This window comes from Pseudoxanthomonas sp. (assembly GCF_002863005.1).
Lineage (GTDB): Bacteria > Pseudomonadota > Gammaproteobacteria > Xanthomonadales > Xanthomonadaceae > Pseudoxanthomonas_A.
Window position 1 is genome coordinate 160,929 of the sequence record NZ_PKDG01000015.1, and the last position, 26,251, is coordinate 187,179.

22 protein-coding genes are annotated in these 26,251 nt (G+C 69.1%); 11 read left to right on the forward strand and 11 right to left on the reverse strand.

Annotation, left to right across the window (positions count from 1 at the left end; all coding sequences use genetic code 11):
* Nucleotides 1-47: 47 nt before the first annotated feature.
* Nucleotides 48-1,028, reverse strand: a complete 981-nt coding sequence (locus CYU89_RS05700) for a mitochondrial fission ELM1 family protein (protein WP_296279264.1) — start codon at nucleotides 1,026-1,028, stop codon at nucleotides 48-50.
* 139 nt (nucleotides 1,029-1,167) lie between these two features.
* Between CYU89_RS05700 and CYU89_RS05705 the strand changes: the two genes are divergently transcribed.
* The 6 genes from CYU89_RS05705 (at nucleotide 1,168) to CYU89_RS05730 (ending at nucleotide 6,055) form a co-directional block, all read left to right on the forward strand.
* The gene (locus tag CYU89_RS05705) at nucleotides 1,168-1,755 is read left to right on the forward strand and encodes a malonic semialdehyde reductase (RefSeq protein ID WP_296279266.1); all 588 of its coding nucleotides are present in this window, start codon (nucleotides 1,168-1,170) and stop codon (nucleotides 1,753-1,755) included.
* Between the two features lie 25 nt (nucleotides 1,756-1,780).
* Nucleotides 1,781-2,359 carry a YceI family protein gene (locus CYU89_RS05710; protein WP_296279267.1) on the forward strand — a complete coding sequence of 193 codons (579 nt, stop codon included), beginning with the start codon at nucleotides 1,781-1,783 and terminating at the stop codon, nucleotides 2,357-2,359.
* Between the two features lie 133 nt (nucleotides 2,360-2,492).
* Nucleotides 2,493-2,690, forward strand: a complete 198-nt coding sequence (locus tag CYU89_RS05715; protein WP_296279269.1) for a zinc-finger domain-containing protein — start codon at nucleotides 2,493-2,495, stop codon at nucleotides 2,688-2,690.
* Between the two features lie 36 nt (nucleotides 2,691-2,726).
* On the forward strand, nucleotides 2,727-3,866 hold the full coding sequence (locus CYU89_RS05720; RefSeq protein ID WP_296279271.1) for a glycosyltransferase: 1,140 nt from the start codon (nucleotides 2,727-2,729) through the stop codon (nucleotides 3,864-3,866).
* Nucleotides 3,838-5,160: an O-antigen ligase family protein gene (locus CYU89_RS05725; protein ID WP_296279272.1), complete on the forward strand. Its 1,323-nt coding sequence runs from the start codon at nucleotides 3,838-3,840 to the stop codon at nucleotides 5,158-5,160. The genes CYU89_RS05720 and CYU89_RS05725 overlap by 29 nt, the downstream gene beginning before the upstream one ends.
* Complete coding sequence (locus CYU89_RS05730; protein ID WP_296279274.1) at nucleotides 5,150-6,055, forward strand: lysophospholipid acyltransferase family protein; 906 nt, start codon at nucleotides 5,150-5,152, stop codon at nucleotides 6,053-6,055. Before CYU89_RS05725 ends, CYU89_RS05730 begins: the two co-directional genes overlap by 11 nt.
* Here the strand turns inward: CYU89_RS05730 and lpxL are convergent.
* Complete coding sequence (gene lpxL, locus CYU89_RS05735) at nucleotides 6,046-6,978, reverse strand: LpxL/LpxP family Kdo(2)-lipid IV(A) lauroyl/palmitoleoyl acyltransferase (RefSeq protein WP_296279276.1); 933 nt, start codon at nucleotides 6,976-6,978, stop codon at nucleotides 6,046-6,048. The two genes, CYU89_RS05730 and lpxL, sit on opposite strands and share 10 nt — an antisense overlap.
* A 39-nt stretch (nucleotides 6,979-7,017) precedes the next feature.
* Between lpxL and waaA the strand changes: the two genes are divergently transcribed.
* Together waaA and CYU89_RS05745 are read left to right on the forward strand one after the other, a co-directional pair.
* The gene (gene waaA / locus CYU89_RS05740; RefSeq protein ID WP_296279277.1) at nucleotides 7,018-8,319 is read left to right on the forward strand and encodes a lipid IV(A) 3-deoxy-D-manno-octulosonic acid transferase; all 1,302 of its coding nucleotides are present in this window, start codon (nucleotides 7,018-7,020) and stop codon (nucleotides 8,317-8,319) included.
* Nucleotides 8,320-8,327: 8 nt separating this feature from the next.
* Nucleotides 8,328-9,536 (forward strand): CaiB/BaiF CoA-transferase family protein, encoded by a 1,209-nt coding sequence (locus tag CYU89_RS05745; RefSeq protein ID WP_296279279.1) that lies wholly within the window; start codon nucleotides 8,328-8,330, stop codon nucleotides 9,534-9,536.
* Between the two features lie 169 nt (nucleotides 9,537-9,705).
* Here CYU89_RS05745 and CYU89_RS05750 read toward each other — a convergent pair whose 3' ends face one another.
* From CYU89_RS05750 to CYU89_RS05760, 3 genes are all read right to left on the reverse strand, one after another.
* Entirely contained in the window at nucleotides 9,706-11,052 is a 1,347-nt protein-coding gene (locus CYU89_RS05750; RefSeq protein ID WP_296279281.1) for a TolC family outer membrane protein, read from the reverse strand.
* A 22-nt stretch (nucleotides 11,053-11,074) separates the two neighbouring features.
* Entirely contained in the window at nucleotides 11,075-11,731 is a 657-nt protein-coding gene (locus CYU89_RS05755; RefSeq protein WP_296279283.1) for a protein-L-isoaspartate O-methyltransferase, read from the reverse strand.
* Between the two features lie 147 nt (nucleotides 11,732-11,878).
* A complete protein-coding gene (locus CYU89_RS05760) occupies nucleotides 11,879-12,550 on the reverse strand; it encodes a TetR/AcrR family transcriptional regulator (protein ID WP_296279285.1) in 672 nt (223 codons plus the stop codon).
* Nucleotides 12,551-12,628: 78 nt separating this feature from the next.
* Here CYU89_RS05760 and CYU89_RS05765 point away from each other — a divergent pair, with 78 nt between their 5' ends.
* From CYU89_RS05765 to CYU89_RS05775, 3 genes are all read left to right on the forward strand, one after another.
* The gene (locus CYU89_RS05765) at nucleotides 12,629-13,768 is read left to right on the forward strand and encodes an efflux RND transporter periplasmic adaptor subunit (protein WP_296279286.1); all 1,140 of its coding nucleotides are present in this window, start codon (nucleotides 12,629-12,631) and stop codon (nucleotides 13,766-13,768) included.
* 4 nt (nucleotides 13,769-13,772) lie between these two features.
* Nucleotides 13,773-16,943, forward strand: a complete 3,171-nt coding sequence (locus CYU89_RS05770; protein ID WP_296279288.1) for an efflux RND transporter permease subunit — start codon at nucleotides 13,773-13,775, stop codon at nucleotides 16,941-16,943.
* An 86-nt stretch (nucleotides 16,944-17,029) separates the two neighbouring features.
* Nucleotides 17,030-19,996, forward strand: coding sequence for a ligand-binding sensor domain-containing diguanylate cyclase (locus CYU89_RS05775; RefSeq protein ID WP_296279290.1), 2,967 nt, complete (start codon nucleotides 17,030-17,032; stop codon nucleotides 19,994-19,996).
* Here the strand turns inward: CYU89_RS05775 and CYU89_RS05780 are convergent, their stop codons facing one another.
* From CYU89_RS05780 to CYU89_RS05805, 6 genes are all read right to left on the reverse strand, one after another.
* Nucleotides 19,997-20,329 carry a hypothetical protein gene (locus CYU89_RS05780; protein ID WP_296279291.1) on the reverse strand — a complete coding sequence of 111 codons (333 nt, stop codon included), beginning with the start codon at nucleotides 20,327-20,329 and terminating at the stop codon, nucleotides 19,997-19,999. It abuts the gene before it with no gap.
* Nucleotides 20,330-20,400: 71 nt separating this feature from the next.
* Complete coding sequence (gene leuB / locus CYU89_RS05785; RefSeq protein ID WP_296279292.1) at nucleotides 20,401-21,489, reverse strand: 3-isopropylmalate dehydrogenase; 1,089 nt, start codon at nucleotides 21,487-21,489, stop codon at nucleotides 20,401-20,403.
* Nucleotides 21,479-22,060, reverse strand: coding sequence for a 3-isopropylmalate dehydratase small subunit (leuD, locus tag CYU89_RS05790; protein WP_296279294.1), 582 nt, complete (start codon nucleotides 22,058-22,060; stop codon nucleotides 21,479-21,481). The genes leuB and leuD overlap by 11 nt, the downstream gene beginning before the upstream one ends.
* Nucleotides 22,060-23,481, reverse strand: a complete 1,422-nt coding sequence (gene leuC, locus CYU89_RS05795) for a 3-isopropylmalate dehydratase large subunit (protein ID WP_296279295.1) — start codon at nucleotides 23,479-23,481, stop codon at nucleotides 22,060-22,062. Before leuC ends, leuD begins: the two co-directional genes overlap by 1 nt.
* A 46-nt stretch (nucleotides 23,482-23,527) precedes the next feature.
* The gene (locus CYU89_RS05800) at nucleotides 23,528-25,078 is read right to left on the reverse strand and encodes a 2-isopropylmalate synthase (RefSeq protein ID WP_296279298.1); all 1,551 of its coding nucleotides are present in this window, start codon (nucleotides 25,076-25,078) and stop codon (nucleotides 23,528-23,530) included.
* Entirely contained in the window at nucleotides 25,075-26,208 is a 1,134-nt protein-coding gene (locus tag CYU89_RS05805; protein ID WP_296279300.1) for a threonine dehydratase, read from the reverse strand. The genes CYU89_RS05800 and CYU89_RS05805 overlap by 4 nt, the downstream gene beginning before the upstream one ends.
* Nucleotides 26,209-26,251: the final 43 nt, after the last annotated feature.

Below are 26,251 nucleotides of genomic sequence, written 5' to 3' on the forward strand. Positions count from 1 at the left end.
CTTGATTCGGCATCCGGTGCGAACAGCATCGCGGTCAGGACCCGCTTCTACAAAGAATTGCTTGTATGTCCCTTCCAGCCAGGGAGGTCCAGGCGGGCGCGCACGTCGGCGGCGATGCGGGCGGTTTCGCGCAAGGGTTCACCGTCGAAGGCAGGCGACGCGTCGGCGAGATCGCGGATGCGTCCGCGCGCGACCAGCGTGTCCAGGAAGCGGCGGGGACGTCCGCCAACGCGATCCGGCTCGAAGACCTGCACGGGCACGCGCGTGCCGCAGGCTTCCGACACCATGTTGACCGATTCCGGCGTGCAGACGATGCGGTCGGCCCAGGCCAGCAGCCCTGCGTAGGGATTGGGACCGTCGCTCGCATCGCACCAGAGCACGGTGTGCGGACGCGCGGCGTAGCGTTGGCGAACGCGCTGCACGATGTCGCGGGAGGTGCGTCGCGACGTCGTGATCATCAGGCTGCCTGCGCCCGTCGTGTCGTCGAGCGCCGTGGCGAGGCGTGCGAACGCAGCGTCGTCGAAGGCATAGTGCGTGCTGCCGCCGCCGATCAGCAGTGCCGTGCGTGGCGAGGGCAGGGCAGCCAACGCCGCGAACGCGCCGCGCGCAGCGGACAGCCAGGCGTCGTCGACCGGATTCAGGCTGCCGAGCAGGGTGAGCACGTTCGCGCCGGCCAGTCCGTCGTGCGCTGGGGCGATCACCAGATCCCAATGCGACGGATCGATGCGAGGGTCGAGGATCTGGACGACGCGGCTGCAGCGATCGCGCAGCAGCCGCGTCGCCAGCGCCGCCTGGCGTCCGCAGCCGATGGCCAGCGCGGGCGGTGCGTTCCACATGGCGCGGAAGGCAGGTCCGAACGCGCTCGGCGCGCCGGGTAGCGAACGCGGCGCCACCCAGCGCCAGGGCGCGCGCGCCGCCAGCGTGATCTCGTCCGCGTGCAGGCCCAGGGCGCGCGCCAGCGCCGCAGCCTGCCGCACATTGCCGGCATGGCCGTCGCTCAGCGTGCAGAGGCGGGGCGCATCGGCCATCACAGGACTTTTTCGTTCCACTGGTTAAAACAATCCGTTCCGGGGCGATTGGATGTGGCCATAGTCAGGACACTCTACACTCCCCCGCATTCGCTGGCCCGGCACCTCGGGCTTCCCTCCCTTCCGCTGCAGGTTGCCCATGTCCCACGCCCTCGACGCCGCTTCGCTCGACCAGTTGTTCCGCACTGCGCGCACCTACAACGCCTTTAGTGGCGAGGTCAGCGACGACACGCTGCGCCAGTTGTACGACCTGCTGAAGTTCGGCCCCACGCAGGCCAACACCACGCCGGCGCGCTTCGTGTTCGTGAAGTCGGCCGAGGCCAAGGCCAAGCTGGGTCCGACGCTGGACGAGGGCAACTATGCCAAGACGATGGCGGCACCGGTGACGGTGATCATCGGGCGCGACGAGGACTTCCACGAGAAGCTGCCGTTCCTGTTCCCGCACACCGATGCCAAGGCCTGGTTCGAGGGGCCGCGCGAGAACCGGTTCAAGCCGGCGCTGCGCAATGCGAGCCTGCAGGCGGCCTACCTGATCCTCGCCGCGCGCGCGCTCGGCCTGGACGCCGGCCCCATGACCGGCTTCAATGCCGGCAAGGTCGACGAGGCTTTCTTCGCCGGCACCGCGATCAAGTCCGACATCCTGGTCAACCTCGGCCATGGCGATCCGTCCAGCATCTTCCCGCGTTCCCCGCGCCTGGGCTTCGACGAAGCCGCGCGCATCCTCTGATACCCCACCCACCGGAGATTTCCCCATGCGCAAGACCCTGCTCGTTGCCGCCCTGTTCGCCTTCGCCGGTGCCGCGTTCGCCGCGCCGGTGACCTACAAGCTCGATCCCGGCCATACCAATGTGCTGGCCAGCTGGAACCACTTCGGCTACTCGAACCCGAGCGCCAACTTCGGCCAGGCCGACGGCACCCTCGTGTACGACGCCGACAAGGTTTCGGCCTCCAGCGTGCAGGTCACCCTGCCGCTGACCGGCCTGAGCGCGCTGGCCGACCAGTTCTACGACCACCTGACCAGCGACAAGTGGTTCGACGCCGCCAAGTACCCCAGCGCCACCTTCAAGAGCACGAAGGTCGAGGCTGCCGGCGAAGGCAAGCTGAAGGTCACCGGCGACCTGACCATCAAGGGCGTCACCAAGCCGGTGGTGCTGGACGTGACCCTCAACAAGGCCGGCGAGCACCCGATGAAGAAGGTGCCGGCGATCGGCTTCGACGCCACCGCCACCGTGAAGCGCAGCGACTTCGGCCTGGGTGCCTATGCGCCGATGGTCAGCGACGAAGTCACGCTGAAGATCACCACCGAAGCGACGGCCGACGCCAAGAAGTAAGCCGGTTCCCTCGCCGACGTTATCCCGAACGCCGCCCCCAGGGGCGGCGTTCTTCGTTGCCGGCACCGCGCCTTGGGACGGTCCGGGGCGGCTGTTAGACTGGGCACCCCCTGTTCCGCGATTCGCCACCGCCATGAGCCAGACCGCCACCGCGCCCGCCAACGCCGAGAAGCGCTACACCGTGTCGCGGAGCGACCTGCCGCTGAGCTGCCCGCTGCCGTCCATGGCGCTGTGGAATTCGCATCCGCGCGTCTACCTGCCCATCGAGGACGCGCCCGGGGGCGACGTGCAGTGCCCGTACTGCGGGTCGCACTTCGTCCTGGCCGACTGACCGGACGATGCCGGCCTTCCGCATGGCCCGCCGACCATGCGCCGACTGACCGTCGTCCAGTTGCTGCCGGCGCTGGAATCCGGCGGTGTCGAACGCTCCACCCTGGAGGTCGCCGATGCACTGGTGCGCGCCGGCCATCGCGCCGTGGTCGTCTCGGCCGGCGGACGCCTTGAACCCGCCCTGCGCAGCAGTGGCGCCGAACACATCACCCTCGCCATCGGCCGCAAGTCGCTGCTGACGCTGCGCCATGTGGCCGCACTGCGGCAGCTGTTCGCGCAGGTCGGTGCCGACATCGTGCATGCGCGCTCGCGCCTGCCGGCGTGGCTGGGCCTGTGGGCGCTGCGCGGCATGCCGGCGACGTCGCGGCCCCGTTTCGTCACCACCATGCACGGGCTCAATTCGCCGAGCCGCTACAGCGCCGTGATGACCCATGGCGAACGCGTGATCTGCGTGTCGGACACGGTGCGTCGCTACCTGCTGCAGCACTACCCGCGCACGGATCCGCGCAAGCTGGTGGTGATCCTGCGTGGCATCGACCCGGCGCAGTTCCCGCGCGCCGCCCATCCTGATGCCAGTGCGCGTGCATGGGCAGCCGATCAACATCCCGCACTGGCGGGCGACGGTCCACTGCTGCTGTTGCCGGGTCGTGGCACGCGCCTGAAAGGACACCAGGAGGCGCTGACACTGCTGGGCAAGCTGCGTGATCAGGGTATCGACGCGCGCCTGTGGATGCCCGGTACGCGCGAACACGGGCGCGAGCAGTACGTGATCGATCTGGAAACCGAGGCACGACGCGCTGGATTCGCCGATGCCCTCGCCATCACGCCGCCGACAGCGGAGATCGCGCGCGCCTACGCCGCCAGCGATCTGGTGCTGCAGCTGTCGCGTAAACCGGAAGCCTTCGGCCGTACCGTCATCGAAAGCCTGTCGGTGGGACGTCCCGTGGTTGGATGGGCTCACGGCGGCGTGGGAGAACTGCTGGAGGAACTGCAGCCCGGCGGCGCGGTGCCTGCGTTCGATGCGCGTCGCCTGCACGACACCGTGATGGCGTTCCTCGCGCATCCGCCGCCGGCATTGGCTACGATGGAGTCCTACACCCTGCGCGCGATGCAGGACGCCACGCTCGCCCTCTACCACGATCTCGCCGATGACCGCCGACTCGCCATCGATCCCTGATACGTCCGCCCATCGTGCACCGCACGGCTGGCGCTGGGCGCCTGCCTGGGTGCTGACGTTCGTCGCCCTGTGGCCGGCGCCGGGGTATGCGGAAGGCGTGATGGTGCTGGGTGCCCTGGCGGCGATCATCCGCCTGTTGCTCGGCCGTTTCCGGGGCAGCGCGCGCCTGCTCAGCGGGGCGGCGTGGGCGCTGACCAGCGCCCTGTTCGCTGCGTACTGGTTGCCCCAGGCGATCTCCGCGATCGATGCGGTCGATGCGCCCCGCGCATTGCGCGAGGCGGCGGTGGACCTGCGCTACCTGCCGTTCCTCTGGCTGGTGGCGGCCTCCGTCGCGAACGCGCGCGCGCGGCACACCACGTTCACCGGGCTGGCCGTCATCGTGGCCGTCTGGACGATCGACGCGCTGGCGCAGGCGCTGTTCGGCACCAGCCCGTTGTTCTGGGGCCTGGACCAGCTCAAGCACCTGATCAGCGGACGCCCGATGTGCACGGCGGAGCAGATGGCCGGCATCGACCGCCTCAGCGGCTTCCTCGGTCCCTGCAACCGCAAGCTTGGCGTGGTGATGGCGAGCCTGTCGCCGTTCCTGCTGTTCGCCGCTGCCCGACGCCTGCAGGTCGCGGGCTGGCTGCTGGCCTCGGCGGCGATCGGTGTCGTGGTGCTGCTGGCGGGCGCGCGCGCTGCCTGGATCACCTATGCACTGGTGCTGGTGTTCTCGGGCTGGAAGCTGCTGGGCTGGAAGCGGCTGCTGGCCGTGTTCGCCTTCGGCGCCGTGCTGCTGGCGGTGCTGACCGTAGCGTCGCCGCAGGTGCGCGAGCGCATCCTGCTCACCACCCATGCCCTGACCGCCAGCGAGGCGGGCGTGGACACGGCATTGTCCGGACGTGGCCAGATCTGGTCGGCGGCAGGCTGCATGATCGCGCGCCATCCGGTGAACGGAGTCGGCGCGCGGGGCTTCCGCGAAGCGTTTCCCGCCTGCGATGCCAGCGCCGATGGACGACCGGCGTGGGGACAGGGCCCCGCGTACCACGCCCACCAGATCGTACTCGAGGTGCTCAGCGAGACCGGCATCATCGGTCTGCTGCTGTGGCTGGCGGGCGCGGCGCTGGCATGGCGCGCGTGGCGCTATGCCAGGCCGCAGGCCAAGGACCGGGCGCGGCCCGCCATGCTGGCGCTGGCGGTCACGGTATTTCCTTTCAACACCCACCTGGCGTTCTATTCGACGTTCTGGGGTGGCCTGACCCTGATGCTCGCGGCGCTATACGCAGGCAGCCTGCTCGCGCGCGATGACGAATGAGCGTTCGCCCGGCCGGCGCTGCTGGTTCATAGCGCCCGCCAACCTGCTGGCCCATGGCGTCGCACGCCTGCCGCAGGCGGTGCTGCTGGCGATGGGGCGTCTGGCCACCTTCCTGCTGTGGCCCCTGCTGGCCAAGCGCCGGCGGCATGCGGCCACCAACATCGCACTGTGTTTTCCCGAGCGCGACGCGCAGGCGCAGGCACGTCTGCTGCGCGACACCGTCCGTGCCACGGTGACCGGGGCGCTCGAACTCATCCGCGGCTGGTACGCCCCCGCCCATGCGCTGCGCGGGCTTGCCGACGTGCAAGGGCTGGAACACGTGCGCGCCGCGCAGGCGCGGGGACGCGGCATCCTGCTGTTCGGCGGACACATCCCGCATTCGGAACTGTGCGCGCGACTGCTCGGCGAGGCACTGGGCGAACGCGTGACCATCGTCGCGCGGCGCAACAACGATCCCTGCGTCGAGCGCCTGCTGGACGGCGCGCGGCGTCGCGTGTTCGCCGACGTGATCGCCAAGAAGGACGTGCGCGGCCTGCTGCGCGCATTGTCGCGCGGCGGCATCGTGGCGTATTCGGCCGACCAGGATTTCAACTACCAGAATGCGTTCGTGCCGTTCTTCGGGGTGCCGGCCGCCACGCTGACCGCCACGCCGGATCTCGCGCGCCGCGGCAATGCGGTGGTATTGCCGTTCTGGTTCCATCGCGACGATGACGGTCGCTACCAGCTGCGCGTCGAGCCCACCTGGCGCGGATGGCCGAGTGGCGACCCGGTGCAGGACGCCGCCCGCTACATGGCCGAGCTGGAGGCGGTCGTGCGCCAGCATCCTGAGCAGTATCTGTGGGTGCACCGGCGGTTCAAGACACGGCCACCCGGCGAGCCGAACCTCTATCGGTAGAGTTCGCCGCGCCCGTCGGGCTGGCGCTTGAAGCGGCGATGGATCCACAGGTACTGCGTCGGCGCCTGGCGCACCATGGCTTCGATGGCGGCGATCACGCGTGCCGTGTCGGCGGTGGCGTCCGTCGACGGGAAATCCTCGAACGCGGGCGACAGGGTGAGCGTGTAGCCACCGTCGTCGCGCCGGACATGGGAGAACGCCATCACCGCCGCACCGGACAGGCGGGCGAGTTGGTGCGTCGACGTCAGGCTGTAGGCGGGATGCCCGAAGAACGGAACGAACACGCTGTCGCCGCGGCGGGTGTCCTGGTCCGGCGCGAACCACAGCAGGCCGCCCTGCTTCAGGTGCTTCAGCGCCGGGCGCAGTTCGTCGCGGGTGAACATGGCGGTGGCATAGCGCAGCCGGCCGCGCTTGACCGCCCACTCCATCGCCCCCTGGTTGTGGGGACGGTACATGCCGGCCAGTGGCGCGTAATCGCACATCAGGCGCGCCGATATCTCCAGCGTGGTGAAGTGGCCGGACACCACGATGACGCCGCGGCCACCCGCGCGCGCAGCGGCCAGATGCTCCAGTCCTTCGACCCGCAGGCCTTTCCGCATCGGCGCGACGCTGCCCCACCAGGCGCGCGCGAACTCGAACAGTCCGATGCCCAGTTCGCCGAAACCGGCGCGCGCCAGCGCTTCCTGGGCCTGCGCATCGAGTTCCGGAAAGCACAGGGCGATATTGCGCCGCGCCACATGCCGGCGTTCCCGCAGCACGCGGTACAGCAGGGCGCCCACGGCGCGTCCGAGCGGGCGCTGCACGGCCCACGGCAGCCGGGCGACCAGCCATGCCAGCCCGATGCCCAGCCACGACGGCCACTGCCGCGGCCCGAGGGGTGGACGTTCGCCGGGGTCGGAGGATCGCTTCTCGGAGTCGGCCATGACGCATTGTAGCGGTGGCCGCGGGTATCCTTGTCGCCCATGTCGAACCGCACCGCCGAACGCCTGTTGCGCGCCCTCTATTCGGTGGTGCTGTACATCCTGACGCCCGTCACGGTGTACCACCTGATCTGGCGCGGCTTCCGCTACCCGGAATACTTCCAGCGCTGGAACGAACGCTACGGCAGCTACGACATGCCGGGCGGCGTCGTCGATGTCTGGCTGCATGCCGTGTCGGTCGGCGAGGTGAACGCGGCGGCGCCGGTCGTCGATGCGCTGCTGAAGCGGCACCGCGGGCTGCGCCTGCTCATCACCACCATCACGCCGACCGGCTCGCAGCGCGTGCAGGCGCTGTGGGGCGAGCGCGTGCTGCACGTCTACTCGCCGTACGACCTGCCGGGCGCGGTGGCGCGCTTCCTCGGCCACTTCCGTCCGCGACTCGCACTGATCATGGAAACCGAACTGTGGCCCAGCCTGCTGTTCGGCTGCCACGACCGTCGCGTGCCGGTCTACATCCTCAATGCACGCCTGTCGGCGCGCTCGCTGCGCGGCTACAGCGTGTTGCGGCCGCTGATCGCGCGCACCCTGCGCACGGTACGCAGGGTGGCCGCGCAATCCGGCGACGACGCGGGTCGCTTCGTGCAACTGGGCGCGCTGCCGGAGCAGGTGCGCGATGTGGGCAACCTCAAGTTCGACATTCCCGTTCCGGACAACGTGCGCGACGTGGTCGCGGATTTCCGCCAGCACCTCGCCGGCGGGCGACGCGTTTGGATCGCCGCCAGTACGCACGAAGACGAGGAGGCGCCCGTGCTCGCCCTGCACGCGCGCCTGCGCCGGCGGTGGCCGGACCTGCTGCTGTTGTGGGCGCCACGGCATCCGGAGCGATTCCCGCGCGTCGCCGAGGCGGCACGCGAGGCTGGCTGGCATGTCGGTACGCGGCGTGGCGAGCGCTGGCCCTCCGTGGGCAACGAGGTCTTCGTGCTCGACACGCTGGGCGAGCTGATGGCGTTCTATGCCTGCGCGGACGTGGCCTTCGTGGGCGGCAGCCTGCAGGCGATCGGCGGACACAACCTGCTGGAACCGGCCGCCGTCGGCACGCCCGTGGTGACGGGGCCGCACCTGCACAACTTCAGCGAGATCTCCCGCCGCCTGGTGGAAGCCGATGCGCTGGTGATCGCTCCCGATGCCGCCGGCGTGGGCGATGCGATCGAAGCCCTGCTTGCCGACGACGGCCGCCGTCGCGAGGTCGCCGATCGCGGCCGCGCGCTGGTCGAACACGGCCGGGGTGCACTCGCGCGCACGCTGGCGATGATCGCGCCGCACCTGCCGGCCCCGGTGGCATGAACCCGGCGGTGCCCCGCGCCCTGGCCGGCGTCCGCGTCCTGGACCTGACCCGCGTCCTTGCCGGTCCGTGGTGCACGCAGGTCCTCGCGGACCTCGGTGCCGATGTCGTCAAGGTGGAACGTCCCGGCAGCGGCGACGATACGCGTGGCTGGGGGCCTCCCTTCCTGCGCGATGCCGATGGCAATGAAACCGGCGAGTCCGCCTACTACCTGTGCGCGAACCGCAACAAGCGCTCGCTGGCGGTCGACATCGCCACCGAGGAGGGGCAGGCCGTCATCCGCCGCCTGGCGTCGGAAAGCGACGTGCTGGTGGAAAATTTCAAGGTCGGCGACATGGCGCGCTATCGCCTGGACGCATCCACCTTGCGCGCCGCCAATCCGCGCCTGGTCTACTGCTCGATCACTGGCTTCGGGCAGGATGGACCCTATGCGCGCCGCGCCGGCTACGACTTCGCCATCCAGGGCCTGGGTGGCCTGATGGGCGTTACCGGCGCCGCGAACGGCGAGCCGCAGAAGGTGGGCGTGGCGGTCGCCGACCTGTTCACCGGCATGTATGCCACCGTCGCCATCCTCGCCGCGCTGCGCCACCGCGATGCCACGGGCGAAGGCCAGGTGATCGACATGGCGCTGCTGGATGCGCAGGTCGCGATGCTGGCCAATCTCGGCAGCCACTATCTGGTGGGTGGCGAGGTGCCGCCCCGGCAGGGCAACGCCCACGCGAACATCGTGCCGTACCAGGTCTTCGCCGTCGCCGATGGGCACATCATCGTGGCGGTCGGCAACGACCGGCAGTTCGTGCGTCTGTGCGAAATGCTGGATCTCGCGGCGCTGGCCGGCGATCCGCGCTACGCGACCAACGCCGCGCGCGTGCGCCATCGCGATGCGTTGGTCCCCCTGCTGCAGGACGCGTTTCATGCCCGCGAGCGGCACGGCTGGCTTGCCTTGCTGGAAGCGGCAGGCATCCCCTGCGGACCGGTCAACGACATCGCCGACGTGTTCGCCGATCCGCAGGTGAAGGCGCGCGGCATGGTCACGCGCATCGAACATCCGCATGCCGGCGCGGTGCCACTCGTTGCGAGTCCTCTCAAGCTGTCGGCGACGCCGGTCGATCTGCGGCATGCGCCGCCGCTGCTCGGACAGCATACCGACGAGGTGTTGCGCGAGGCTGGCTACGACGAGGCGGAGATCGCCTCGCTGCGTGCGCTCGGTGCGATCTGAACCGGAAGTAGGTGAGCTGGCCGTGGGAGCGACGTGAGTCGCGAGCGCTTGGGCGGCCAGGCACCGCCTGCATCGCGACTGACGTCGCTGCCACGACAGCGTGGCACTCCGGAAACGACGACGGCGGGCCGAAGCCCGCCGTCGTCATCGCGCACGGGACGCGAGGTGCTTACTGCGACACCGGCTGCGACGACAGGCGCGCTTCGGCGTCGGCGGTCAGCAGACGGTTGACATCCTGCACGTCGGCGCCGTCGAGGGTACCGGCGGCCTGTTCCAGCAGCAGGCGGTTCTGCAGGAAGTTGTAGCGTGCCTGCGCGTATTCCACCTGCGCCTGGAACAGCGTGCGCTGGTTCTGCAGCACGTCCAGCACGGTACGGGTACCGACCTCCAGGCCGACCTGCGAGGCGTCCAGTGCGCTCTGCGCGGAGAACACGGCCAGGCGGCGGGCCTCCACTTCGGTCACGCCGGCGACCAGCGCCTGGTAGGCGTTGCTGGTGTTGCGGATCAAAGCGCGGCGGGTCTGCTCCATGCCGTCGGCCGCGCGGTCGCGCTGGGCCAGGGCCTGGCGCACGCCGGACTGGGTGGCGCCGCCGGAGAAGATCGGCACGGTCAGCGTCACGCCCCAGTTGTAGCCCTCGCCATCGCGCGACAGCGTGCCCGGCACGCTGTCCCAGTCGGTGCCATTGGAATAGCCGCCGCGGAAGTTCAGCGTGGGATAGTGGCCCGCGCGCGCGCTGGATACGCCATGCCGTGCCGATTCCAGCACGTACTCGGCCGACTTCAGGTCCGGGTTCTGCTCGAGCGCGCGATCCACCCACGCCTGCGCGTTCTGCTCGGGCGGCAGTTCCGGACGGAAGTCGTCCGGCAGGCCCTTCAGGCCGCTGATCGGCTGGCCGGTGATCTCGGCCAGCGCGCGGTAGCTGTCGTCCAGCGCGTTGCGCGCGAGGATGGTGTTGGCGCGCGCGCTGTCGTACTGCGCACGGGCTTCGTGCACGTCGGTGATCGGCGCCAGGCCGACATCGAGGCGCTTCTGCGCGTAATCGAACTGCTTCTTCGACGCGGCCTCGTTGGTCTCGGCGGCGGCCAGCGACTCGATGCCGATCAGCACGTTGAAGTAGGCGGCCGACGTGCGCGTGATCAGCAGGTTGTTCGCCGACGCCAGATCGTAGTCGGCGGCCTGGCTGATGGCGCGCTGGCCGCGCAGGTTGGCGATGCGGCTCCAGTCGAAGATCGTCTGGCTGACCGAGGCGCCATAGCTGCGGCTCTTGCCGTCGCCGGTGGGATCGCCCGGACGGCTGCTGTGGGTCAGCTCATAGCCGGCGCTGCCGGTGATCTGCGGCAGCAGGACAGCGCGCGCCTGCACGGCGCCTTCCTTGTCGATCAGGCGGGTGGACTCCGCGATGGAGAGCTGGGGGTCGCCGGTGCGCGCCAGTTCATAGGTCTGCATCAGGTCGGTGGCGTTCGCCGCGACCGGCAAGGCCAGTGCGAGCGCGAGTACGAGGGGGCGACGGCTCATGCGGGTTCCTTTGTGTATTTCTTCAGAAGACGAACTGGGGCGCCGGCGCGGCGCCGACCAGATAGGCGAGGTCGGTTTCGAACAACGAGTCGATGCGGGGGCCGTTGACATCGTTGACGTGCAGCACGGCTTCCATCACCGGCGACACGCCCTGCACGACGAACAGGCGTCCGCCCGGACGCAGCCACTGCAGGAAGCGCGCGGGCACGGTGGCGACGGCGCCGGTCACACAGACAACATCGAAACGACGGTCGGTGTCCCAGGCCAGCGCATCGGCGGTCTCGATGCGCACGTTGCTGCCGAGTCCGGCGGTCTCGAGGCGCGCGCGCGCGGCGTCGGCGAGGTCGGGGTGGATCTCCAGGCTGACGACGTCCCGCGCCAGGTGCGCCAGGCACGCGGTCAGGTAGCCGCTGCCGGTCCCGATCTCCAGCACGTCCTCATCGGCCTGCGGCTTCAGCGCCTGCAGGGTGCGTCCCTCGATGACGGGCTTGGCCATCGCCTGGCCATGCCCGAGCGGCAGTTCCAGGTCCGCGTAGGCCAGCGCGCGGTGCGCGTCGGCCACGAAGCTCTCGCGCGGCAGCGCGGCCAGCGTCTCCAGCACGCGCGCATCCAGCACGTCCCAGGGACGTACCTGCTGCTCGACCATGTTTTCGCGGGCCTGGGTGTAATCGATCGTCATGGGGGTGGTCATCCGACGCGGAGGGCTGGGCCGGGCATTTTACCGGGCTGGCATCGTCCGCGCTGGGCAAGGATCGCGGCAGGTCCGGCCGGGGGCGCAGTGCCGGAAGTCACCGCAACCTCCGTCGCGCGGGGTGGCGCTTCAGCTTCAGCGGCGGCCATAGGCCCTCAGGAACATGTCCACGGTGGCGTCGATGTGGCGACGGGTATCGAGCGGTCCCGGTTGGCTGCAAAGGCCGCAGGTCATGCGCGCATGCACCTCGCCCTTGATCAAGGTGAAGAACTGCACCGAGGCCGTGCCCACATCCGGGATGTCCAGTTCGCCCTTGGCCACCAGCGCCTGCAGCAGCGTGGCGAACGCCTCGTGCGTGCGCTGCGGGCCGGCTTCCCAGAACGTCTTCTTGAGTTTGTCGTCGATGTTGCCGGGGACCATCATCATGCGATGCGTGCTGATGGCCTCCTCGCTGGTGATCAGCGCGAAGAAGGCTTGCGCGATGGCCTTCAGCTGGTCGCGCAGGCTGCCGGTCAGTTCGATCTCGAACAGGGCATCCGGCAGCATCTCCTCGCACTTGGCCTGGACCGCGGCAGCGAACAACGCGTCCTTGTCGCCGAAGTGGCTGTACACGGTGAGCTTGGAGACGCCCGCTTCGGCGGCGATCTGGTCCATGCTCACGCCGTTGAATCCCTCGCGCGCGAACAACTGCTTGGCCGCCTCCAGGATGGCGGCGCGCTTGCCGAGGTCCTTCGGCCGGCCGGGGCCGCTCGCGGCGGGCTTGACGGGGGGCTTGGCGCGGCGGGATGCGGGGCGTGGACTGACCATGACGTAATACTAGACTACCCGGTTCGATATTTATACTATACCGCCAAGTCCACTAATTGAAATCGCAACGGAGCGGTCATGCGCCAGACGCGCTGGAACGGAGTGTTCGGAATCCTCCTGCTGGGCTTGGCTGCCTGCAGCGCGGAACAGCCCGCGGAAACACCGCGGCCGGCGTTGGTGGTGCAGCCCGGCGGCGGTGCCGATGCCGCATTGTCGGCGTATGCCGGCGAGGTGCGCGCCCGCGAGGAGAGTCCGCTGTCGTTCCGCGTCGGCGGCAACCTGGTCCGCCGCAACGTGGACGCCGGTGCACGCGTGCAGAAGGGCGAAGTGCTGGCGGTACTGGATGCGGGCGATTTCGCCTTGCAGGCGCAGGCGGCACAGGCGCAACTGGCCGCTGCCGAAGCCGACCTGGTCCGCGCCCGTGGCGATCGCGACCGCTACGCCAAGCTGGTCGGCGACAAGTTGATCAGCCAGTCCGCCTACGATGCGCAGGTGGCCGCCTGGAAAGCCGCCGAGGGCCAGGCGCGTGCGGCGCGTGCGCAAATGGACGTGATGCGCAACCAGGAAGGCTATTCGCAACTGCGCGCGCCGCGCGATGGCGTGATCGCCAGCCGCCAGGCGGAAGCGGGCCAGGTCGTGGCCGCGGGCCAGACGGTCTTCACGCTCGCAGCCGATGGGGGGCGCGAAGTCGCCATCGGACTGCCGGAGAACCGCATCCGTGCCTTCAGCGTCGGGCAGCCTGTGATGATCGAACTCTGGAATGCGCCTGGCCAGCGCCTGCCCGGTACCATCCGCGAAATCGCGCCGGCCGCCGACGCGCAGACACGGACGTACGCGGCGCGCGTGAGCCTGGTCGGCGATGCGCAGCAGCAGGTCGAACTGGGCCAGAGCGCCCGAGTCTATGTGCAGGAGAACGGCACGAAGGCGGCACTGAAACTGCCGCTGTCGGCCATCCAGCGCGGCGACGACGGCGCGACCACGGTGTGGGTGGTCGATCCCGCCAGCGGCAAGGTGCAGGCACGCCCGGTGCAGCTCGGACCCTATGGAGACGTTTCCGTGCCCGTGCTGGGGGGCGTGAAGGCGAGCGACTGGGTCGTCGCCGCGGGTGGCCACCTGCTGCGCGAGGGCCAGGTCGTCACTCCGGTGGACCGAAGCAACCGGCCGCTGAAGCCCGTTGGCGCCGGTGGCGCGGCGGCGATCGCCACGCGTTCGGAGTAACGGCATGCGCCGCTTCAATCTCTCCGAGTGGGCGCTGACCAACCGCAGCCTGGTGCTGTTCACCATGATCCTGCTCGGCATCATCGGTGCGTGGTCGTACAAGCACCTGGGGCAATCGGAGGATCCGCCGTTCACGTTCAAGGCGATGGTGGTGCGCACCGTATGGCCGGGCGCGACGGCCGAAGAGGTTTCGCAGCAGGTCACCGAGCGCATCGAGAAGGCGCTGATGACCACCGGCAACTACGAATACATCCGTTCGTATTCGCGGCCGGGCGAATCGCAGGTGATCTTCGCTGCGCGCGACAGCCTGAAGTCGCGCGACATGCCGCAACTCTGGTACCAGGTCCGCAAGAAGGTCGGCGACATCCGCGCCACGCTGCCCAGCGGCGTCATCGGCCCCTTCTTCAACGACGAGTTCGGCGACACCTTCGGCAACATCTATGCGTTGACCGGCGAAGGTTTCGACTACGCGGTGATGAAGGATTACGCCGACCGCATCCAGCTGGAGCTGCAGCGGGTGGACGATGTCGGCAAGGTCGAACTGGTGGGCCTGCAGGACGAGAAGATCTGGATCGAGCTGTCGAACACCAAGCTGGCCACGCTGGGCATACCGCTCAACGCGGTGCAGCAGGCGCTGGAAGAACAGAACGCGGTGACGCCGGCGGGGTTCTTCGAGACGCCGACCGATCGGGTGCAACTGCGCATCAGCGGCGAGTTCACGTCGGTCGACGAGATCCGCGAATTCCCGATCCGCGCCGGCGGACGTACCGTCAAGCTGGGCGACATCGCCGAGATCAAGCGCGGCTTCGCCGACCCGGCCGCGCCACGCATGCGTTTCATGGGGCAGCCGGGCATCGGCATCGCGGTGGCGATGAAGGACGGCGGCGACATCCTGACGCTGGGCGAAACGCTCGAGGCCGAGTTCCAGCGCCTGCAGAAGACCCTGCCGCTGGGCATGGAACTGCGCAAGGTGTCCGACCAGCCGGCGGCCGTGGAAGCCTCGGTGGGCGAGTTCGTCCGCGTGCTGGCGGAAGCGGTGATCATCGTGCTGCTGGTCAGCTTCTTCTCGCTGGGCATGCGCACGGGGCTGGTGGTGGCGGTTTCGATCCCGCTGGTGCTGGCGATGACGTTCGCGGTGATGCACTACTTCGGCATCGGTCTGCACAAGATTTCGCTCGGTGCGCTCGTGCTCGCGCTGGGCCTGCTGGTCGACGACGCGATCATCGCGGTCGAGATGATGGCCATCAAGATGGAGCAGGGCTTCGACCGGCTGAAGGCGGCCAGCTTCGCCTACGAATCGACCGCCTTCCCCATGCTCACCGGCACGCTGGTCACGGCGGCCGGCTTCCTGCCCATCGCGACGGCCGCATCCAGCACCGGCGAGTACACGCGTTCGCTGTTCCAGGTGGTGACGATCGCCCTGGTCGTTTCGTGGATCGCTGCGGTGCTCTTCATTCCTTACCTGGGCGACAAGATGCTGCCCGACCTGGGCAACCCGCAGCCGCCGAAAGCAGGCTCGCCTGCGGCACGCTGGCATGCGTTCCGCGCGCGGCTGGCGGATCGCTGGCCGCAGTATGCCGGCATGCTCGCACCCAAGGCGCACGATGCGCACGACCACAATCCGTACCACACGCCGTTCTACCAGCGCTTCCGCGGCTGGCTGGCGTTCTGCCTGCGCCATCGGTGGCTGGTGATCGGTGTGACCGCGGCCGCGTTCGTCGCGTCCATCGCGCTGTTCCGCTTCGTGCCGCAGCAGTTCTTCCCCGACTCGGTGCGTCCCGAACTGATGGTGGACCTGGAGCTGGCCGAAGGCAGCTCGCTGAAGTCCACCGATGCCCAGGCGCGCAAGCTCGAGAAGCTGCTCGCCACGCGGGAAGGCGTGATCAACTACGTGGCCTACATCGGCACCGGTTCGCCCCGCTTCTACCTGCCGCTGGACCAGCAGCTGCCGCAGGCGCATTTCTCGCAGTTCGTGGTGCTGACGCAGGACACCCGGGCGCGCGAGTCGACCCGTCGCTGGCTGGTCGACGACGTCGCGCCGCAATTCCCCGAACTGCAGTTCCGCGTGACCCGCCTCGAGAACGGCCCCCCGGTCGGATATCCGATCCAGTTCCGCGTGTCCGGCGAGCATGTCGATCGCGTGCAGGCGATCGCGCGGCAGATGGCGGAGAAGGTGCGCGCCAATCCGCACGTCTCCAACGTCAACCTGGACTGGAGCGAGCCGAGCAAGATCGTGCGGCTGCAGATCGACCAGGATCGCGCGCGCGCCCTGGGCGTCAGTACGGCGCAGGTGTCGCACTTCCTGTCCGGATCGCTGTCGGGCCTGAGCGTCAGTACCTATCGCGAAGGCAACGAGCTGGTCGAGATCCTGTTGCGGGGTCCCGAGGAAGAGCGTACGCGGCTCGACCTGCTGGGCAGCCTGGCGGTACCGACGAGCAGCGGCGGCAGCGTGCCGTTGTCGCAGATCGCCAATCTCGAATACGCGTTCGAGGACGGCATCATCTGGCACCGCGACCGCCTGCCCACGGTGACCGTGCGCGCCGACCTCAACAGCGACGATGTGACGGCACCGACGGTGGTGGCGCAGATTTCGCCGACGCTGGATGGCATCCGCTCCGCGCTTCCGCAGGGTTACCTGCTGGAAACCGGCGGCACCGTCGAGGATTCGGCGCGCGGGCAGAAGTCCATCGCGGCCGGCATGCCGCTGTTCCTGCTCGCCGTGACCACGTTGCTGATGCTGCAGCTGCGCAGCTTCTCGCGCATGGCGCTCGTGCTGCTGACGGCGCCGCTGGGCCTGATCGGCGTGACGCTGGCGCTGCTGGTGTTCCGCGTGCCGTTCGGTTTCGTGGCGATGCTGGGCACGATTGCGCTGGCCGGCATGATCATGCGCAACTCGGTGATCCTGGTGGACCAGATCGACCAGGACATCCAGGCCGGCCACGACCGCTGGCACGCGATCATCGACGCCACCGTGCGCCGGTTCAGGCCGATCGTGCTGACCGCGCTGGCGGCGGTGCTGGCGATGATCCCGCTGTCGCGCAGCGCCTTCTTCGGGCCGATGGCGGTGGCCATCATGGGCGGCCTGACCGTGGCCACCGTGCTGACGCTGTTCTTCCTGCCGGCGCTGTATGCGGCCTGGTTCAAGGTGCGGCCGGAAGAGGGCGCCGCGCGCTGAGCGACTCGGCGCGGCGGGGGTTCAAGAACCCCCCCGCCGCAGCCGATACTGTGGAGGTCGAAGCCCCTCCGGACCCTGTGCCCGCCGTGCGCCGCCTGCTGATCCAAGGCCTGTGTCTGCTGGTCCTGCTCGTCGGCGCCCCCGCGTGGGCGCTGGACCCTGCGCGCAAGGTCGACGAGTACACGATCGCGCGCTGGACCATGGAGGACGGGCTGCCGCATAACCTGATACACGCCATCCACCAGGATGCCGACGGGTACGTGTGGACCGGGACATGGGAGGGCGCGGCGCGCTTCGACGGCCGCCGCTTTACCGCTTACGACGCAGGCACGGTCGAGGGGCTGGAAATCGAGGGCGTGCGCGCGATCACGCCGCACCCGCAGGGGGGCATGGTGCTGAGCCTGGGCCGCGTGGGGCCGGGTGTACTGCGCTTCCACCAGGGGCGCTGGCAGCGACTGCCGGGCCGCGCAGGCACGCTGGCGGATGTTTCCGTGCTGCGCTACGGACCGGACGGTGCCCTGTGGATCGGGACCGACCATGCCCTGTTCCGCATGGAGGCGGACGGCCGCCTGCTGGAAATCGAGAGCGATCACGCGCGTCTCGCCAACGAGCGGGTGCTGACGATCCTGCCGTTGCAGGACGGGCGGGCGCTGGTGGGCAACCGCCACGGCCTGTTCCGGATCGACCAGGGAAAAGCCAGCGAATGGGGCAGCGGTGTCGGCCTGCCGGAAACATCGGTGCTGGCGGTGCAACCGTCGCGCTGGGGCGGGCTGCTGGTCGGCGGCAGCGCAGGCGTCTGGCGGCTGGAGCACGGCCGGGCCCGGCAGATCACCGGCGAACGCGTCGAAGCCATGCTGGAGGACCGCAACGGCAACCTGTGGGTCTCCACCCTCGACGGCCTGCGTCGCTACGCGCAGGGGCGCTATGAAACCCTGGGCGAGCGCGAGGGCCTGATGGGTCGGCTGGCGCCCGCCCTGTTCGAGGACCGCGATGGCCTGTTGTGGGTGGGCACCACCAACGGGCTGTACCGCATCTCCGACGGGCCGGTGTTCGGACTGGGCCGCAGCAGCGGCCTGCGCGACATCTACGTGCGCGCGATCATCGAGCGGCCCGGGCAGGGCGTGTGGATCGGCCATCCGATGGGTGTGGACGCCTGGCAGGCGGGGCGGAGCCGCGCCGTGCCGCTCGCCTTTGATGGCAAGTCCGATCCATCCGTGCTGTCGCTGGCCAATGCGCGCGACGGCGGACTGTGGATCGGGACCTACGACCAGGGCGTGATCCATCTGCCCGCCGCCGGCGAAGGCGCGCAGGGTTCACCCTGGCGCCTGGACGAAGCGGATGGCCTGCCGTCCAACCATGTGCGCGCACTGCTCGAACGTGCGGACGGCTCCTTGTGGATCGGCAGCAACGAAGGCGTGACCGTCTATCGCGAGGGCCGCATCGTGCGCCATTACGACGCCGACGACGGACTGCCCGACGGCAACGTCTACGTGCTCTACGAAACCGCGCAGGGCGTGCTGTGGATCGGCACCAGCAACGGCATGGCGATGATGCAGCGCGATGGCACGCTGCGCCGCTGGACGCCGATGTCCGATTTCCCGGCCGTCGCCGCATTCGACTTCCTCGCCGACCCCGACGGCAGCCTGTGGGTCGCCACCGACCGCGGCCTGCTGCACTGGCGCGACGGCACGTTCATGCAGTTCGACCATCGCCAGGGACTGCCGAACAATCGCCTGTTCCGGCTGCTGGAGGACGACAACGGGGATTTCTGGGTATCGAGCAATCGTGGCGTCTTCCGCATCTCGCGCCCGGCGCTGACGGCCGTGGAGAACCGCCACCTGACGCGCCTGCCGGTGGAAGCGTTCACCCATGCGGACGGACTGCCGAGCAGCCAGGCCAACGGTGCCTCCGCGCCGGCGGGCTGGCCGATGCGCGACGGCAAGCTGTGGTTCGCGACGGCGAACGGCGTTGGCGTGATCGATCCGGACGACGCCCGTCGCCAACGCAGCCAGGGCGTCACGCTGGTCATCGAGTCGGTGGAAGCCGACGGCCGCGTGCTGCCCTTGCAGGCGCGCTACGCCCTGGCGGCGGACACGCGCCGCGTGGTGATCCGCTTCACCGGGCTGAACCAGCGCGCTCCCGAGCGCCTCCGCTATCGCTATCGGATGGTCGGCTTCGACCGTGGCTGGATCGAGACCGACAACGGCGTCGCGCACGATGCGGTGTACACCAACCTGCCCGCGGGCAGACTGCGCTTCGAAGTACAGGTGATGAACGCGCCCGCGGACTGGAGCAGGCCGGAAGGCCTGGTGATGCGCACGGCGGACCTGGACAAGGCGGCGCCGTGGTGGCTGCAGACATGGGCGATGGTCGCCTATGTCGTGCTGGCCGGTGTGCTGGGCTGGGGCGTCCTGCTGCTGGCGATGCGGGGCCAGCGGCATCGCCAGCATCGCCTGCAGGTACAGATCGATGCGCGCACCTCGGAGCTGAGCGACAAGAACGCGCAGCTCGAACAGGCCGGCGAGGCGAATGCGCGGTTGCTGGAGCAGTTGGCCTACCAGGCCCGCCACGATCCCCTGACCCGGCTTGCCAATCGTCGTGCCGGCGACGCGTTCCTCGCCGAGGCACTCGACACCAGCCGCCGCGAAGGGCGGCCGCTGTCCGTCGCCTTGCTGGACATCGACCACTTCAAGACCGTCAACGACCGTTACGGCCATGCATTCGGCGATGACGTCCTGTCTCAGGTCGCGGCGCTGGCAGGGCAGGCGATCGGCGATCACGACGACGTGCTGATCGCACGGTGGGGCGGGGAAGAGTTCCTGGTCTGCCAGCAGTTGCCCTGGTCGACTGCGCGTGCGCGCCTGGACGCCCTGCGCGAAGGCATCGCCCAGGCCGGCATCGACACGCCCGACGGCGGCACGTTGCGATGCACGGTGAGCATCGGCGTCGCGGAACTGGAGGCCGGGCAGGACCTGCGCGACCTGCTACGGGTCGCCGACGAGCGCCTCTACCGCGCGAAACAGCAGGGGCGCAATCGCCTGGTGTCGGGCTGATCAGCGACCGACGAACCGCAGCCCGCCCGCTTCGCCTTCGCCGACGGTTTCAGGATCGGTCACCAGCGCATTCTCGAAGCCGCCGCCGCTGCCGCTGTAGAGCAGGTAGACCGGCTTCTCGTTGCGCAGCAGGTCGATCGCATTCTGGAAATCGTCCAGGTGATAGTGCAGCTGCGGCTGCGTTCCGTTCAGCCCGTCCTGGGGCAACGCGGCACCGTTGGCATGGAACACCAACTGGCCGATGTATGCGCCGCCGGCCATCAGGCCGATGCGGCGGCGGAAGGTGTTGGCGGAATAGATGACGTGGTACTTCTCGATCTGAGTCGTGGGCATCGTGCCTGTCCTGTGCGTGCATCCCCTGCCTGTCCTTCAACGCAGGGGATGCCGCCCTCAGGCCAAGCGCCTCAGTCGCGCAGTTCGGCCACGTAGCACTGCGCCTGCATCTGTTCGAGCACGGCCTGCGCCGCCACCTGCGTGGACACGCCGCGGCCGCCGGTAGCCAGGTCGTTGGTGAACACCTGCGCGTTGAGCGCGCCATCCACGGACCGTTCGATGCAGTCCGCTTCCTCATGCAGGCCCAGCGAGTGGCGCAGCAGCAGCGCGCAGCTCAGGATGGTGGCGTAGGGATTGGCGATGCCCTTGCCCGCGATGTCCGGCGCGGAGCCATGGATCGGTTCGTACAGGCCGACCTTGCCGTCGCCCAGCGACGCCGAGGGCAGCAGGCCGAGCGAACCGGCCAGCATCGAGGCTTCGTCGGTCAGGATGTCGCCGAACATGTTCTCGGTGACGATGACGTCGTACTCGCGTGGCTTGGCGAGCAGGTGCATGGCCATCGAGTCCACCAGCTGGTGTTCCAGCTTCACGTCGGGGAATTCCTCGTGGCCGATGCGCGTGGCGACGTCGCGCCACAGACGCGAGGTCTCCAGCACATTGGCCTTGTCGACCGAGACCAGGTAACCACGCCGTTGCCGGGCCAGCTTGAATGCGCTGCGCACCACGCGCTCGATCTCGGTGACCGAATAGCTGCACAGGTCGCTGGCGCCGCGCGCATCGCGGGTCTTCTCGCCGAAGTAGATGCCGCCGGTCAACTCGCGCACCACCACGATGTCCACGCCGGTGAGCAGGTGCGGCTTGATCGGGGAGGCGTTCAGTGCGGCCGGGTGCGGGCGGACCGGACGCAGGTTGGCGAACAGGCCCAGCCCCTTGCGCAGTGCCAGCAGTCCCTGCTCCGGGCGGACCTTGGCGTTCGGGTCCGACCACTTCGGGCCGCCCACGGCGCCGAGCAGCACCGCGTTCGCCTGCTGGCAGCCCTGCAGCGTCGCCTGCGGCAATGGTTCGCCGTGCCTGTCGATGGCGATGCCACCGATGTCGTACTCGTGGAAGTCGAAGGTATGGCCGTGGCGGCGCGCGAGCGCGCGCAGCACGGTGACGGCGGCGGCGGTGACTTCCGGACCGATGCCGTCACCGGGAAGGAGGGCGATGTCAGCGTGCATGGCGGGTGGCCTCGTAGCGTTCGATGTCGGTGTGGCGGGCCAGCAGGTAGCCCAGTTCGTCGACGCCCTGCAGCAGGCAGGTCTGCGCGAAGGCATCGAGCGGGAAGGAAAAGACGTCACCCTGCGGCGTGCGGAGTTCCTTCGCGGCGACATCGACGACGAGTTCGTCGTCGGGGCGCTGCATCAGGGCCTGCACGACCTCTTCCGGCAACACGACCGGCACCAGACCGTTCTTCAGGCTGTTGTTGCGGAAGATGTCGGCGATCTCGCTGCTGACGATCGCGCGCAGGCCCAGGTCGGTCAGCGCCCAGGGCGCGTGCTCGCGCGAGGAACCGCAGCCGAAGTTGCGGCCGGCCAGCAGGATCTCCCGCCCGGCGTTCGCGGACTGGTTGAAGGGAAACGACGGGTTCGGCGAGCCATCGGCCTGCCAGCGCCAGTCGTTGAAGGCGTTCTTGCCCAGGCCGGCACGGTCGGTCGTCGACAGGAAGCGCGCGGGGATGATCTGGTCGGTGTCGATGTTGGTCTGCGCCAGCACCACGCTCTGCGAGCGGATTTCGCGGAAGCCGGCCATCACGCCACCGCCTTCTGGTGGTCGAACAGATCGCGTGGATCGCTGACCCGTCCGTTCACCGCCGCCCACGCTGCGGTCAGCGGCGATGCCAGCAACGTGCGCGCGCCCGGACCCTGGCGACCTTCGAAGTTGCGGTTGCTGGTGCTGACGGCCAACTGGCCCGGCGCCACCAGGTCGCCATTCATGGCGATGCACATCGAGCAGCCGGGCTCGCGCCACTCGGCTCCGGCGTCGCGGACCACCTGGTCGATGCCCTCGGCTTCGGCTTCGCGCTTGACGATTTCCGAGCCCGGCACGACCAGCATGCGCACGCCGGCCGCCACCTTGCGACCACGCAGCACCTGCGCCACGTCGCGCATGTCGCGCAGGCGTCCGTTGGTGCAGGAACCGACGAACACCACGTCCACCGGCGTGCCTTCCAGCGCATGGCCGGCACTCAGCTGCATGTAGTCCAGGCCCTTCTTCGCGGCGGCGTCGGCAGGTTCGGGAATCGGCACATCGATCCCGATCGCGGTGCCCGGATGCGTACCCCAGGTCAGGGTCGGCCGGATGTCGGCGGCATCGATGCGGACCTCGGCATCGAACGTGGCGCCGTCTTCGCTGCGCAGCGTCTTCCAGTACGCGACCGCGTCGTCGAACGCCTCGCCCTTCGGTCCGCGAGGCGTGCGCGCGACCCAGTCGAACGTGGTCTGGTCCGGCGCCACCATGCCGGCACGCGCTCCGGCCTCGATCGACATGTTGCACAGGGTCATGCGCTGCTCCATGTCCAGCGCCTCGATGGCGCTGCCGCGGAACTCGATGACATGGCCGGTGCCGCCGTTGACGCCGATCACGCCGATCACGTGCAGGACGATGTCCTTGGCGCCGACGCCGGGCGCGAGGGCACCGTCGACGGTGATGGCCATCGTTTTCGGCTTGCGCTGCAGCAGGCACTGGGTGGCCAGCACGTGGCCGACTTCACTGGTGCCGATGCCGAACGCCAGCGCGCCGAACGCGCCATGCGTGCTGGTGTGGCTGTCGCCGCAGACGATGGTCATACCCGGCAGGGTGAAGCCCTGCTCAGGGGCGATGACATGGACGATGCCGCGGTTCGGCGACGCCATGTCGAACAGTTCGATGCCGTGCTCGGCGCAGTTGCGCGCCAGCGTTTCCACCTGCGTTTCGGCCGCCTTGGTGTAGTACGGCAGCTTGCCATCGGCACCGGCGGGCAGGGTGGGCGTAGAGTGGTCCATCGTCGCCTTCGTGCGATCCGGGCGGCGCGGCGACAGGCCACGTGCCTTGAGCTCCGTGAAGGCTTGTGGCGACGTGACCTCGTGGATCAGGTGCAGGTCGATGTAGAGCACGGCGGGAGCGGCGTCGGTCTCGGGGACGACGACGTGGGCTTCCCACAGTTTGTCGAACAAGGTGCGTGGCGCGGTCATGCGGGTTCCGGTGGTGCGTTGGACGGGGTGAAAATAGGCTGGCGCCTCAGGCGGCCGCTGCTTCTTGCTTCTCGGCGCGGCGCTGACGCAGCAGCCGGTTGGCGACATCCAGCCAGGCCAACGCGCTGGCCTCGATGATGTCCTTGCTGGTGCCGGTGCCTTCGTACTCCTCGCCGTCGCAGCGCACCGACAGGCTGGCTTCGCCGCGCGCATCGGCACCGATGCCCACGCTGTGCACCTGGTAGCTCTCCAACTGCAGTTGCACGCCGGTGGCGGCGGCCAGTGCGCTGAACAGCGCATCGACCGGGCCATTGCCCTGTGCGGTTTCCGAAATGCGGTTGCCGTCCGGATCCGACAGTTCGACCAGCGCGTTGGCGCGGCTCCCGACGTCGCTGATCGTCATCGACGACAGCCGGTAACCATCGCTGACCGGTGCGTCCTGCATCAGCGCCTGCAGGTCGGCGTCGCCGATCACGCGCTGCTTCTCGCACAGGGTCTTGAACTGCTCGAACACCAGCTTCAGCTCGTCCTCTTCCAGCCAGTAGCCCAGCGCACGCAGGCGCTGTTCGACCGCCGCGCGCCCGCTGTGGCGGCCCAGCACCATCTGCGACGACGGCCAGCCCACATCCTGAGGCTGCATGATCTCGTAGGTGCCGCGGTGGCGCAGCATGCCGTGCTGGTGGATGCCGGATTCGTGCGCGAACGCGTTGGCGCCGACGATGGCCTTGTTGCGCTGGACGGGCATGCCGACCAGGCGCGACAGCAGTTGCGAGGTCGGCACGATGCGGCGGGTGTCGATGCGCGTATCCAGGGTGTAGAACGCGCTGCGGACCTTCAGCGCCATCACCAGTTCCTCGATCGCGCAGTTGCCCGCACGCTCGCCGATGCCGTTGATCGATCCTTCCACCTGGCGCGCACCGCCTTCGATGGCGGCCAGCGAGTTCGCGACCGCCAGGCCCAGGTCGTTGTGGCAGTGGGCGCTGAACACCACCTTGTCGGCGCCGGGTACCTCGGCGATCGCGCGCTCGAACATGCGGCGGATCTCCTCCGGCGTGGTGAAGCCGACCGTGTCCGGCAGGTTGATGGTGGTCGCGCCGGCGGAAATCGCAGCGGCGATCGCTTCGTGCAGGAAGTCCTCCTCGGTGCGGGTCGCGTCTTCGGCGGAGAACTCGATGTCGTCGACATGGCCGCGCGCCATGCGCACATGCTTGTCGATGGATTCCAGTACCTGGTCGCGGCTCATCCGCAGCTTGTGCTCGCGGTGCAGTGGGCTGGTGGACAGGAACAGGTGCAGGCGCGGCTTCGCGCCCGACGCCAGCGTGCGCAGCGAGGTCTCGATGTCGCCCGGCAGGCAACGGGAGAGCACCGCCAGCGTAGTCTCGCGCAGCTCGCGTGCGATCAACGCATGCGCTTCGCGGTCGGACTGCGAGCTGGCGGGAAAGCCGGTCTCGATGATGTCCACGCCCAGGTCGGCCAGGCCGCGGGCCATCACCACTTTCTGCTGCGGCGTCATGCTGCAACCCGGGGATTGCTCGCCGTCGCGCAGCGTGGTGTCGAAAATTCGGATCTGTGCGGGGGTGGGAATGGTCGTGTTCACCAGATGGATTCCTCGTGTACTTCTGTTTCCGTGGCGGCGACCGCGATGCGGCGCGTGCCTGTCTTGATGGGGAGTCTGGCCGCGGCGCGGGCGGGCGCGCGGGGGCTGGGAAGCGAGGGCTCGCCCTCGGCGTTGCGCCGGCGCGGCTTGCGCGGAGGACGCGGTCGCACGTCGGACAGCAGCTGCGCCAGCACGGTCGCGTCGATATTGCCACCCGAAACCACCGCGCACTTGCGCTTGCCGGCGACGCGACGACCGGCGGCCAAGGCCAGCGCGCCGGCGCCCTCGGCGATCAGGTGCTCTTCCAGCGCCAAGCGCACCAGCGTCTCGCGCAGTTCGGCTTCGCGCACGGTCACCACGTCGTCCAGCAACTGCGTGCACAGGCGACGGGTGATGAAGCCGGGCACCTTCACCCGCACGCCATCGGCCAGCGAGGCGACCGGATCCTTCGGTGCGGTGTCGCCCTTCATCGCGCGGATCATCGAATCCACGCCCTCGACCTGCGCGCCGACCACGCGCACGCCCTGCGACTTCAGCGCCAGGGCGACGCCCGATGCCAGTCCACCACCGCCGATCGGCACGATGACGACATCCGGGCTGTAGGGTGCGATCTCGATGCCGACCGTGCCCTGGCCGGCGATCACGTCGGGGTCGTCGAAGGCGGACAGGAAGCGGTAGCCATTCTGCTCGGCCAGTTCCTTCGCAAAGGCGAAGGCTTCGTCATAGCTGTCGCCATGCTGGCGCACGGTGGCACCCCAGTGGGCGACGCCGGCGATCTTGGTCTGCGGCGCGCCGTGCGGCATCACCGTGATCGCCTGCACGCCCAGCCGGTACGCCGCCCAGGCCAGCCCTTGCGCGTGGTTGCCTGCGGAGGCGGCGATCACCGGCCTTCGGTCGCCACGCTCGCGGGCGGCCAGCAAGGCGTTCAACGCACCACGGACCTTGTAGGAGCCGGTGCGCTGCAGGTTCTCCAGCTTCAGCATCACGCCGAAACGTTCCGCATGATGCAGCGGGGTGGGAGGCAGGTAACGCCGCAGCCGCGCCTGCGCCGCCAGCACATCGGCCACGGTGACGACGACGTCGCCTACGTCCGGTTCGCTGCTGGCGGGGGCGCGGCCGGCATCAGGCATCGCGGCACGCGAACGGCTGATGTCGAAGAAGACGCCTCCGGAC